Origin of the sequence: Sinomonas sp. ASV486 (assembly GCF_030908215.1) — a bacterium.
GTDB classification, from domain to species: domain Bacteria; phylum Actinomycetota; class Actinomycetes; order Actinomycetales; family Micrococcaceae; genus Sinomonas; species Sinomonas puerhi.
On sequence record NZ_JAVFJK010000001.1, the window covers coordinates 199279 to 211936 of the forward strand.

6 protein-coding genes are annotated in these 12658 nt (G+C 65.7%); all 6 read left to right on the forward strand.

Annotated features, from left to right (window positions below; genetic code table 11):
- Window positions 1–80: 80 nt before the first annotated feature.
- The 6 genes from rpoB to tuf all read left to right on the forward strand — a co-directional run bounded on the left by rpoB (window position 81) and on the right by tuf (window position 12396).
- On the forward strand, window positions 81–3581 hold the full coding sequence (rpoB, locus tag RBS60_RS00885; RefSeq protein ID WP_307955626.1) for a DNA-directed RNA polymerase subunit beta: 3501 nt from the start codon (window positions 81–83) through the stop codon (window positions 3579–3581).
- Window positions 3582–3641: 60 nt separating this feature from the next.
- The gene (locus RBS60_RS00890) at window positions 3642–7541 is read left to right on the forward strand and encodes a DNA-directed RNA polymerase subunit beta' (protein ID WP_307955627.1); all 3900 of its coding nucleotides are present in this window, start codon (window positions 3642–3644) and stop codon (window positions 7539–7541) included.
- Between the two features lie 428 nt (window positions 7542–7969).
- Entirely contained in the window at window positions 7970–8344 is a 375-nt protein-coding gene (gene rpsL, locus RBS60_RS00895; protein WP_043119407.1) for a 30S ribosomal protein S12, read from the forward strand.
- Window positions 8344–8814 (forward strand): 30S ribosomal protein S7, encoded by a 471-nt coding sequence (gene rpsG, locus RBS60_RS00900; protein WP_307955628.1) that lies wholly within the window; start codon window positions 8344–8346, stop codon window positions 8812–8814. Before rpsL ends, rpsG begins: the two co-directional genes overlap by 1 nt.
- A gap of 75 nt (window positions 8815–8889) precedes the next feature.
- On the forward strand, window positions 8890–11004 hold the full coding sequence (fusA, locus tag RBS60_RS00905; protein ID WP_307955629.1) for an elongation factor G: 2115 nt from the start codon (window positions 8890–8892) through the stop codon (window positions 11002–11004).
- Between the two features lie 201 nt (window positions 11005–11205).
- A complete protein-coding gene (gene tuf / locus RBS60_RS00910; protein WP_307955630.1) occupies window positions 11206–12396 on the forward strand; it encodes an elongation factor Tu in 1191 nt (396 codons plus the stop codon).
- Window positions 12397–12658: the final 262 nt, after the last annotated feature.

The window sequence follows — 12658 nt, forward strand, 5'->3', positions numbered from 1 at the left end:
GTCAACTGAACAAGTTGGGTGGGTCTTGCCTTGTCTGGGGAGGGTGCGGACAATCCTGAAGGTCTGTGGAAGGATCCCTCTTGGTCGCCTCGAGCACCTCTGAAACCCAAACCGCTACCACCGACGGTGCAAACCGTCGGCTCTCATTCGCAAAGATTCACGAACCGCTGGATGTTCCGAATCTTCTGGCCCTCCAGACCGAGAGCTTCGACTGGCTCGTAGGGAACGAGCGCTGGCAGGCCCGCGTTGTCGAGGCCCAGGCGAAGAACGATGACAGTGTGGCGACGACGTCCGGCCTTGCCGACATCTTCGAGGAGATCTCCCCGATCGAGGACTTCCAGGGCACGATGTCCCTGAGCTTCTCCGATCCCGAGTTCGCCGACCCGAAGTTCACGATGGCGGAGTGCAAGGACCGGGACGCCACGTACTCGGCCCCGCTGTACGTCAAGGCCGAGTTCATGAACAACAACACGGGCGAGATCAAGCAGCAGACCGTCTTCATGGGTGATTTCCCGCTCATGACCGACAAGGGCACGTTCGTTGTCAACGGCACCGAGCGTGTCGTGGTCTCGCAGCTCGTGCGTTCCCCGGGTGCCTACTTCGAGCGCACCGCGGACAAGACGAGCGACAAGGACATCTACACCGCGAAGATCATCCCGTCGCGCGGTGCGTGGTTCGAGCTCGAGATCGACAAGCGGGACCAGGTCGGCGTCCGCCTCGACCGCAAGCGCAAGCAGTCGGTCACGGTGCTGCTCAAGGCGCTCGGCTGGACCGAGGGCCAGATCCTCGAGGAGTTCGGCGAGTACGACTCGATGCGCGCGACGCTCGAGAAGGACACGACCGAGACGCGCGAGGACGCACTCCTCGACATCTACCGCAAGCTCCGCCCGGGCGAGCCGCCGACGGTCGACGCCGCGCAGGCCCTTCTGGACAACCTGTACTTCAACGTCAAGCGCTACGACCTGGCCAAGGTCGGCCGCTACAAGGTCAACCGCAAGCTCGGCATCGACCGCCCGCTCTCGGACCCCGAGGCGTCGATCCTCCACATCGAGGACGTCGTCGCCATGATCAAGTTCCTCGTCGCGCTCCACGCTGGCGAGAAGACGATCAAGGGCACCCGCGACGGCGAGGAGGTCGACGTCCGCGTCGAGGTCGACGACATCGACCACTTCGGCAACCGCCGCATCCGTGCCGTGGGCGAGCTCATCGAGAACCAGGTCCGCACGGGCCTGTCCCGCATGGAGCGCGTTGTCCGCGAGCGCATGACGACGCAGGACGTCGAGGCGATCACGCCCCAGACCCTCATCAACATCCGCCCGGTGGTCGCTGCGATCAAGGAGTTCTTCGGAACCTCCCAGCTCTCGCAGTTCATGGACCAGAACAACCCGCTCTCGGGCCTGACCCACAAGCGTCGCCTCTCGGCGCTCGGCCCCGGCGGACTCTCCCGCGACCGCGCTGGCATGGAGGTCCGTGACGTCCACCCGTCGCACTACGGCCGCATGTGCCCGATCGAGACCCCTGAAGGCCCGAACATCGGCCTCATCGGCTCGCTCGCCTCGTACGGCCGCATCAACCCGTTCGGCTTCATCGAGACGCCGTACCGCAAGGTGACCGACGGCGTCGTCAGCGACGAGGTCGACTACCTCACGGCCGACGACGAGGCCGAGGTCCAGATCGCCCAGGCGAACTCGCCCCTGAACGAGGACGGCTCCTTTGCCGAGGAGACGGTCCTCGTCCGCCAGCGCGGCGGCGGCGGCGAGCCCGTGCTCGTCCCGGCCGACGAGGTCGAGTACATGGACGTCTCCCCGCGCCAGATGGTGTCCGTGGCCACGGCCCTCATCCCGTTCCTCGAGCACGACGACGCCAACCGCGCCCTCATGGGTGCGAACATGCAGCGCCAGGCCGTGCCGCTCGTCCGTTCCGAGGCGCCGTTCGTCGGCACCGGCATGGAGCGCGCCGCCGCAGTGGATGCGGGCGACGTCGTCGTGGCCAAGAAGGCCGGCGTTGTCACCGAGGTCTCCGCGGACCTCGTCGTCATGCTCAACGATGACGGCACCGAGACGAACTACCGCATCAGCAAGTTCTCCCGGTCGAACCAGGGCAACTGCTACAACCACCGCGTGCTCGTGAACGAGGGCGACCGTCTCGAACTCGGCGGCATCATCGCCGACGGGCCCGCGACGGATCAGGGCGAGCTCGCGCTCGGCCGGAACCTTCTCGTCGCGTTCATGTCGTGGGAGGGCCACAACTTCGAGGACGCGATCATCCTCTCCCAGCGCCTCGTGGCCGAGGACGTCCTGTCCTCGATCCACATCGAGGAGCACGAGATCGACGCCCGCGACACGAAGCTGGGCGCCGAGGAGATCACCCGCGACATCCCCAACGTGTCCGAGGAGGTGCTCGCGCAGCTCGATGAGCGCGGCATCATCCACATCGGCGCCGAGGTCGAGGCCGGCGACATCCTCGTCGGCAAGGTCACCCCGAAGGGCGAGACCGAGCTGACTCCCGAGGAGCGCCTCCTGCGCGCGATCTTCGGCGAGAAGTCCCGCGAGGTCCGCGACACGTCCCTCAAGGTTCCGCACGGCGAGTCCGGCACCGTGATCGGCGTCCGCGTGTTCGACCGTGACAATGACGACGACCTCCCCCCGGGCGTCAACCAGCTCGTCCGCGTCTACGTGGCTGCCAAGCGCAAGATCACGGACGGCGACAAGCTCGCCGGCCGCCACGGCAACAAGGGCGTCATCTCGAAGATCCTGCCGATCGAGGACATGCCGTTCCTCCCCGACGGGACCCCTGTTGACGTCGTCCTCAACCCGCTCGGCGTCCCCGGCCGCATGAACGTGGGCCAGGTCCTCGAGCTGCACCTCGGCTGGATTGCCAAGACGGGCTGGAAAATCGAGGGCGAGCCCGAGTGGATCCAGAACCTGCCGAAGATGCCGCGCGAGGTGGGCCCGAACCAGAACCTGGCGACGCCGGTGTTCGACGGCGCCCGCGAGGAGGAGATCACCGGTCTCCTCGACTCGACGAACGTCACGCGCGACGGCCAGCGGCTCATTGGCTCGTCCGGCAAGGCCCAGCTCTTCGACGGCCGCTCCGGCGAGCCGTTCCCGGACCCGGTCTCGGTGGGCTACATGTACATCCTGAAGCTCCACCACCTTGTCGACGACAAGATCCACGCCCGCTCCACTGGCCCGTACTCGATGATCACCCAGCAGCCGCTCGGTGGTAAGGCGCAGTTCGGCGGCCAGCGCTTCGGCGAGATGGAGGTGTGGGCGCTCGAGGCCTATGGCGCGGCGTACACGCTCCAGGAGCTCCTGACGATCAAGTCGGATGACATCCACGGCCGTGTCAAGGTCTACGAGGCGATCGTCAAGGGCGAGAACATCCCCGAGCCGGGCGTTCCGGAGTCCTTCAAGGTCCTCATCAAGGAAATGCAGTCGCTGTGCCTGAACGTGGAGGTCCTCTCCACCGACGGCGCGACGATCGAGATGCGTGACGCCGACGATGCAGTCTTCACTGCTGCGGAGGAACTGGGCATCGACCTCTCCCGCGACGAGCCCAGCTCCGTCGAAGAGGTCTGATCCCTCCGCCACCACCGGCAGCAGCAAAGACTCTAGAGACACGAGAGATAAGGGACCACATTGTCCAACGAATCCTCCTTCGGCTTCATGCAGATCGGCCTCGCGACTGCGGACGACATCCGTACCTGGTCGCACGGTGAGGTCAAGAAGCCGGAAACCATCAACTACCGCACGCTCAAGCCCGAGAAGGACGGACTCTTCTGCGAGAAGATCTTCGGCCCGTCCCGTGACTGGGAGTGCTACTGCGGCAAGTACAAGCGCGTGCGCTTCAAGGGCATCATCTGCGAGCGCTGTGGCGTTGAGGTGACCCGCGCCAAGGTCCGTCGCGAGCGGATGGGGCACATCGAGCTCGCCGCGCCCGTGACGCACATCTGGTACTTCAAGGGTGTTCCGTCGCGCCTCGGGTACCTCCTCGATCTGGCCCCGAAGGACCTTGAAAAGGTCATCTACTTCGCGGCCTATATGATCACCAAGGTCGACGACGAGCGCCGCCACGAGCAGCTGCCCAACCTCCAGGCCGAGCACGACCTCGAGCGCAAGCGCCTCGTGGACACCCGCGACTCCGACATCGCGGCGGTGGCCCGCGACCTCGAAGGCGACCTCGCCAAGCTCGAGGGCGAGGGTGCCAAGGCAGCCGACAAGAAGAAGGCCCGCGACGTCGCCGACAAGACGATGGCGACCATCCGCAAGCGTGCGGATGCCGACATCGAGCGCCTCGAGGCCGTCTGGGATCGCTTCAAGAACCTCAAGGTCGCCGACCTCGAGGGCGACGAGGCGCTCTACCGCGAGCTCCGTGACCGCTACGGCATGTACTTCGAGGGCTCGATGGGCGCCGAGGCGATCCAGAAGCGCCTGCAGTCGTTCGATCTGGATGCCGAGGCGGAGCTGCTCCGCGACATCATCCAGAACGGCAAGGGCCAGCGCAAGACCCGTGCGCTCAAGCGCCTCAAGGTCGTCAACGCGTTCCTGACCACGGACAACAAGCCCACGGGCATGGTCCTCGACGCCGTTCCGGTGATCCCGCCGGAGCTGCGCCCGATGGTCCAGCTCGACGGCGGCCGCTTCGCGACGTCCGACCTGAACGACCTGTACCGCCGCGTGATCAACCGCAACAACCGCCTCAAGCGACTGCTTGACCTCGGTGCGCCGGAGATCATTGTCAACAACGAGAAGCGCATGCTCCAGGAGGCTGTGGACTCGCTGTTCGACAACGGCCGCCGTGGCCGTCCGGTGACGGGTCCGGGCAACCGCCCGCTCAAGTCCCTCTCGGACATGCTCAAGGGCAAGCAGGGCCGGTTCCGCCAGAACCTGCTCGGCAAGCGTGTGGACTACTCGGGCCGTTCGGTCATCGTCGTCGGTCCGCAGCTCAAGCTGCACCAGTGCGGTCTGCCGAAGCAGATGGCGCTCGAGCTGTTCAAGCCGTTCGTCATGAAGCGGCTCGTGGACCTCAACCACGCCCAGAACATCAAGAGCGCCAAGCGGATGGTGGAGCGCTACCGCCCGCAGGTGTGGGACGTGCTCGAGGAGATCATCACCGAGCACCCGGTGCTGCTCAACCGCGCACCTACCCTGCACCGTCTCGGCATCCAGGCGTTCGAGCCGCAGCTCGTCGAGGGCAAGGCCATCCAGCTGCACCCGCTCGTGTGCGCGGCGTTCAACGCCGACTTCGACGGCGACCAGATGGCTGTGCACCTGCCGCTGAGCCCCGAGGCCCAGGCCGAGGCGCGCATCCTCATGCTCTCCTCGAACAACATCCTCAAGCCGTCGGACGGCCGTCCGGTCACCCTGCCCTCGCAGGACATGATCATCGGCCTGTACCACCTCACCACCAAGCGTGAGGGCGCCGTCGGCGAGGGCCGTGTGTTCTCCTCGGTGGCCGAGGCGATCATGGCGCACGACGCCCGCGAGCTGCACCTCAACTCGAAGGTCCGGATCCGTCTCGAGGGCTTCGTGCCCTCGGCCGAGCGTCCGGCCCCCGAGGGCTGGGAGCCCGGCACGCCGGCGCTCGTGGAGACCTCGCTCGGTCAGGTTGTCTTCAACCAGACGCTGCCCGAGGACTACCCGTGGGTCGAGGCCGTTGCGGACAAGGGCCAGCTCTCCAAGATCGTCAACGACCTCGCGGAGCGCTACCCGAAGGTCGTGGTCGCGGCGACGCTGGACAACCTCAAGGACGCGGGCTTCCACTGGGCCACGCGTTCGGGCGTCACGGTGGCGATCTCCGACATCGCCGTCCCCGAGGCCAAGCCGGCCATCCTGGCCGGCTACGAGGATCGTGCCGCGAAGATCCAGAGCCAGTACGACAAGGGCCTGATCGATGACGAGGAGCGCCGCTCCGAGCTCATCGAGATCTGGGACAAGGCGACCAACGAGATCGCTGCGGTCATGCGGGAGTCCATCCCGAAGATGAACACCATCAACCGCATGGTCTCCTCTGGTGCCCGTGGTAACTGGATGCAGGTCCGTCAGATCGCCGGTATCCGTGGCCTCGTGGCCAACCCGAAGGGCGAGATCATCCCGCGCCCGATCAAGTCCTCGTACCGCGAGGGCCTCTCGGTCCTCGAGTACTTCATCGCGACGCACGGTGCCCGCAAGGGTCTGGCCGATACGGCTCTCCGTACGGCCAACTCGGGCTACCTGACGCGTCGTCTGGTGGACGTGTCCCAGGACGTGATCGTGCGTGAGGACGACTGCGGCACCGAGCGAGGCCTCATGGTCACGATCGCGACGGCGGACCACAACGGCGAGCTCGTCCATGACGAGAACGTCGAGAACACGGCCTACACGCGGACCCTTGCGGTCGACGTCACCGACTCCGAGGGCAATGTCCTCGCGGAGGCCGGCGCCGACCTCGGCGATGTGCTCATCAACGAGCTCATCGACTCCGGCATCACGGAGATCCGGGTCCGCTCGGTGCTCACGTGCGAGTCGGCAGTCGGTACGTGCGCGAAGTGCTACGGCCGTTCGCTGGCCTCGGGCAAGCTCGTGGACATCGGCGAGGCCGTGGGCATCATCGCCGCGCAGTCCATCGGCGAGCCCGGCACGCAGCTGACCATGCGTACCTTCCACACCGGTGGCGCCGTCTCGGCGTCCGGCGGCGAGGACATCACCCAGGGTCTGCCCCGTATCCAGGAGCTCTTCGAGGCCCGTACCCCGAAGGGTGTGGCGCCGATCTCCGAGGCGGCTGGCCGCATCACGGTCGAGGACACCGAGAAGCAGCTTCGGCTCGTGCTGACGCCGGACGACGGCACCGAGGAGATCGCCTACCCGGTCTCCCGCCGGTCCCGTCTCCTCGTCGAGGACGGCGAGCGCGTCGAGGTCGGGCAGAAGCTCGTCAACGGCCCGGTCGATCCGAAGCAGGTCCTGCGCATCCAGGGCCCGCGCGAGGCGCAGAAGTTCCTCGTCGACGAGGTCCAGGGTGTGTACCGCAGCCAGGGCATCGGCATCCACGACAAGCACGTGGAGGTCATCGTCCGCCAGATGCTGCGCCGCGTCACGGTCATCGAGTCCGGCGATACGGATCTGCTGCCGGGCGAGCTCGCCGAGGGCCGCCGCTACCGCGACGAGAACCGCCGCGTCGTGTCCGAGGGCAAGAAGCCGGCCTCTGGCCGTCCCGAGCTCATGGGCATCACCAAGGCGTCGCTCGCCACGGAGTCCTGGCTCTCGGCCGCGTCCTTCCAGGAGACCACCCGCGTCCTCACGCAGGCGGCTATGGAGGGCAGGAGCGATCCGCTGCTGGGCCTCAAGGAGAACGTCATCATCGGCAAGCTCATCCCGGCCGGTACCGGTCTTCCCCGGTACACGGACATTACGGTCGAGCCCACCGAGGAGGCCAAGGCGACGCTCTTCACCGGTCCGAGCGCGTTCAGCGACTTCGCTTACGATCCGCTGAACGGCGACGGCGTCCAGGAGTTCCACGCGATCCCCCTGGACGACTACGACCTCGGCGGCGACTACCGCTGAGTTCGTAGCGTTCATAGTGCACGCGCCTCGTGCGCACGACGGCGGCCGGTACCCTTCGCGGGGTGCCGGCCGCCGGCGTCTGCCCGCCTCGCCTCGGCTGGCCCCCGAGGTAGGGGAGTGCACAGCGTTCGGCGAGGGCCGCCGTCGTGCGCCGTTTTCAGTCGGAGACCCCGGCCGTGATAGGCTTTCTTCGATTGTTTCTGTGTGGCAATGGATGAAGGCCGTCAGATTGGACGCGTCCGCGCGGCGATGACGGGGCCTGTTTCCGGGTTGCGGGGTTGGTGCGCAACGGATGCCACACTTTTGCACGCCTACGGTTGGTTGCCCGCGGAAGTGCGAAGCAACCGACAGCGTCTACCGAATCCCCGACAGGGGCCCGCGTCGGCGAAAGTTCAACGAAGTACGCAAGTACAAAGTACGGAGCGAAAGTGCCTACTATTCAGCAGTTGGTCCGTAAGGGCCGCACGCCGAAGGTCTCCAAGACCAAGGCTCCTGCCCTCAAGGGCAGCCCCATGCGTCGTGGCGTGTGCACCCGTGTGTACACCACGACCCCGAAGAAGCCGAACTCTGCCCTCCGCAAGGTTGCGCGTGTCCGCCTCAACGGCGGCGTCGAGGTCACGGCGTACATCCCCGGCGTCGGCCACAACCTCCAGGAGCACTCGATCGTGCTCGTCCGCGGTGGCCGCGTCAAGGACCTCCCGGGTGTCCGCTACAAGATCGTCCGCGGCGCGCTTGACACCCAAGGTGTCAAGAACCGCCAGCAGGCACGCAGCCGCTACGGCGCCAAGAAGGAGAAGAAGTAATGCCTCGTAAGGGCCCGGCCCCGAAGCGTCCTCTCGTCGTCGATCCGGTCTACGGTTCGCCGCTCGTGACGCAGCTCATCAACAAGGTCCTCGTCGACGGCAAGAAGTCCACCGCCGAGCGCATCGTCTACGGTGCCCTCGAGGGTGCGCGCCAGAAGACGGGCGGCGATCCCGTCGCCGCGCTGAAGAAGGCCATGGACAACGTCCGCCCGACCCTTGAGGTCAAGTCCCGCCGCGTCGGCGGCGCGACCTACCAGGTTCCGGTCGAGGTCAAGCCGGGCCGCGCGACCGCGCTGGCCCTCCGCTGGCTCGTGGGCTACTCCAAGGCCCGCCGCGAGAAGACGATGACCGAGCGTCTCCAGAACGAGATCCTCGACGCTTCCAACGGCCTCGGCGCCGCGGTGAAGCGCCGCGAGGACACTCACAAGATGGCCGAGTCGAACAAGGCCTTCGCCCACTACCGCTGGTAAGACCAGGGTTCGCCGCCGGCCCCACGAGGGCCGGCGGCGGGCGCGCAGCCAATTAGGGACAAACAGGGAGACACCGTGGCACTCGACGTGCTTACCGACCTCAGCAGGGTCCGCAATATCGGCATCATGGCGCACATCGATGCCGGCAAGACCACCACGACCGAGCGCATCCTCTTCTACACGGGCATGACGCACAAGATCGGCGAGACGCACGACGGCGCGTCGACGACCGACTGGATGGAGCAGGAGAAGGAGCGCGGCATCACGATCACGTCTGCCGCCGTGAGCTGCTTCTGGAACAACAACCAGATCAACATCATCGACACGCCGGGCCACGTGGACTTCACGGTTGAGGTTGAGCGCTCCCTGCGTGTCCTCGATGGCGCCGTTGCCGTCTTCGACGGCAAGGAGGGCGTCGAGCCCCAGTCGGAGACGGTGTGGCGTCAGGCTGACAAGTACGACGTTCCGCGCATCTGCTTCGTCAACAAGATGGACAAGCTCGGTGCCGACTTCTACTTCACCGTAGACACCATCATCAAGCGTCTCGGTGCCAAGCCGCTCGTCATGCAGCTGCCCATCGGCTCCGAGAGCGACTTCATCGGTGTTGTAGACCTGCTGACCATGAAGGCCCTCGTGTGGCCCGGCGACGCCAAGGGCGACGTGACCATGGGTGCCTCCTACGAGACGCAGGAGATCCCTGCCGACCTCCAGGAGAAGGCCGAGCAGTACCGCGCCGACCTCGTCGAGGCCGTTGCCGAGGCTTCCGAAGAGCTCATGGAGAAGTACCTCGAGGGCGAAGAGGTCTCGGTCGACGAGCTCAAGGCGGGCATCCGCAAGCTCACGGTCAACTCCGAGATCTACCCGGTCTTCTGTGGCTCCGCGTTCAAGAACCGCGGCGTCCAGCCGATGCTCGACGCCGTCATCGACTACCTCCCGTCCCCGCTGGACGTCCCGGCCATGGTCGGCCACGATCCCAAGGACGAGTCGATCGAGCTCACCCGCAAGCCGAGCGAGGACGAGCCGTTCTCGGCTCTCGCGTTCAAGATTGCGGCGCACCCGTTCTTCGGGCAGCTCAACTTCATCCGCGTCTACTCGGGCAAGGCCACCTCGGGCATCCAGGTGCTGAACTCGACGAAGGGCAAGAAGGAGCGCATCGGGAAGCTCTTCCAGATGCACGCCAACAAGGAGAACCCCGTCGATGAGGTCCACGCCGGCCACATCTACGCGGTGATCGGCCTCAAGGACACCACGACCGGTGACACGCTCTGCGACGTCAACGCGCCGATCGTCCTCGAGTCGATGTCCTTCCCGGAGCCGGTGATCTTCGTGGCCATCGAGCCGAAGACCAAGGGTGACCAGGAGAAGCTGTCCACGGCCATCCAGAAGCTCTCCGCCGAGGACCCGACGTTCACCGTCTCCCACAACGAGGAGACGGGCCAGACCGAGATCGGCGGCATGGGCGAGCTCCACCTGGACATCCTGGTGGACCGCATGCGCCGCGAGTACAAGGTCGAGGCGAACGTGGGCAAGCCCCAGGTCGCGTACCGTGAGACCATCAAGAAGAAGGTCGAGAAGGTCGACTACACGCACAAGAAGCAGACTGGCGGTTCCGGCCAGTTCGCCAAGGTGCAGGTCACGTTCGAGCCGCTCGACACCGCCGAGGGCACGATGTACGAGTTCGTGAACGCCGTCACGGGTGGCCGCGTGCCGCGCGAGTACATCCCGAGCGTCGACGCGGGCATCCAGGACGCCATGCAGTTCGGCATCCTGGCCGGCTACCCGATGGTCGGCGTCAAGGCGTCGATCACCGATGGCGCCTACCACGACGTCGACTCCTCGGAGATGGCGTTCAAGATCGCCGGTTCGCAGGTGTTCAAGGAGGGCGCACGCCGCGCCAACCCTGTGCTCCTCGAGCCGCTGATGGCCGTCGAGGTCCGTACGCCTGAGGAATACATGGGCGACGTCATCGGCGACCTCAACGCCCGCCGTGGCCAGATCCAGGCCATGGAGGACGCTGTCGGAGTCAAGGTCATCCGCGCCCTCGTGCCGCTGTCCGAGATGTTCGGCTACATTGGCGACCTTCGGTCGAAGACCCAGGGCCGTGCTGTCTACTCGATGCAGTTCGACAGCTACTCTGAGGTCCCGAAGGCTGTTGCCGACGAGATCATCCAGAAGTCGCGCGGCGAGTAGTTCTGGACCGCGGCTCGCCGCCGTCGTGGGTGCTCTCCCGCACGGGAGAACGCGCACGACGGCGGTGGGTCACCCTCCGCGCGGGGGTATACTTCCGCGTGATTTCACGAAAAAACACAGCCCACAGTAGACTTGCAAAAGTTTCAGCTGCGACAGTCGCGGCTGGAAGCAAGTCTTCTGTATCAGTTCTAGGAGGAACCAGTGGCGAAGGCAAAGTTCGAGCGGACTAAGCCGCACGTCAACATCGGCACTATCGGCCACGTTGACCACGGCAAGACGACGCTGACCGCTGCCATTTCGAAGGTGCTTGCCGACAAGTACCCCGATCTCAACGAGAAGCGCGACTTCGCGCAGATCGACTCCGCTCCTGAGGAGCGCCAGCGCGGCATCACCATCAACATCTCCCACATCGAGTACCAGACGGAGAAGCGCCACTACGCTCACGTCGATGCTCCGGGTCACGCTGACTACATCAAGAACATGATCACGGGTGCGGCGCAGATGGACGGCGCCATCCTCGTGGTTGCTGCGACGGACGGCCCGATGGCCCAGACGCGTGAGCACGTTCTGCTTGCCCGCCAGGTTGGTGTTCCGTACCTGCTCGTCGCCCTCAACAAGGCCGACATGGTCGACGATGAGGAGCTCCTTGACCTCGTCGAGATGGAGGTGCGCGAGCTCCTCTCCTCGCAGGGCTTCGATGGCGACAACGCCCCGGTGATCCGCGTCTCGGGCCTCAAGGCTCTCGAGGGCGATCCCAAGTGGGTCAAGTCGGTCGAGGAGCTCATGGAGGCTGTGGACGAGAACGTTCCGGACCCGATCCGTGACCGCGACAAGCCGTTCCTCATGCCTATCGAGGACGTCTTCACGATCACCGGTCGTGGCACCGTCGTGACGGGCCGCGCCGAGCGCGGTACCCTCGCCCTGAACTCCGAGGTCGAGATCGTCGGCATCCGCCCGGTCCAGAAGACCACGGTCACGGGTATCGAGATGTTCCACAAGCAGCTCGACGAGGCATGGGCCGGCGAGAACTGTGGCCTTCTGCTCCGTGGCATCAAGCGCGAGGACGTCGAGCGCGGCCAGGTCGTCGTGAAGCCGGGTTCCATCACCCCGCACACCGACTTCGAGGCGAACGTCTACATCCTCTCCAAGGATGAGGGCGGCCGTCACAACCCGTTCTACTCGAACTACCGCCCGCAGTTCTACTTCCGTACCACGGACGTGACCGGCGTCATCACCCTCCCCGAGGGCACCGAGATGGTCATGCCCGGCGACAACACTGAGATGACCGTTGCGCTCATCCAGCCGATCGCCATGGAAGAGGGCCTCGGCTTCGCTATCCGTGAGGGTGGCCGCACCGTTGGCTCGGGCCGCGTGACCAAGATCATCAAGTAGTCTCCTCACTTTCGAGGAACTGCCGCCCTTCAGGGCTGGTCCCAGAGGACCCCGTCGCTTCACCGCGACGGGGTCCTTTCGGCTCTATGGGGTGCCTGCGCGGAGCGATATTCTTCGTCTGACAAATGGATAAATGATGCCCGATCGGATAGACGTTGCACGATCGGGCAGACCGCAGGCGACGGAGGCAGTCGTGGACGCTAGGGCACCAGAAGGGCAGGGTCCCTACGAGGCCGGCTACACGGACGGTCATCGGGCGGGA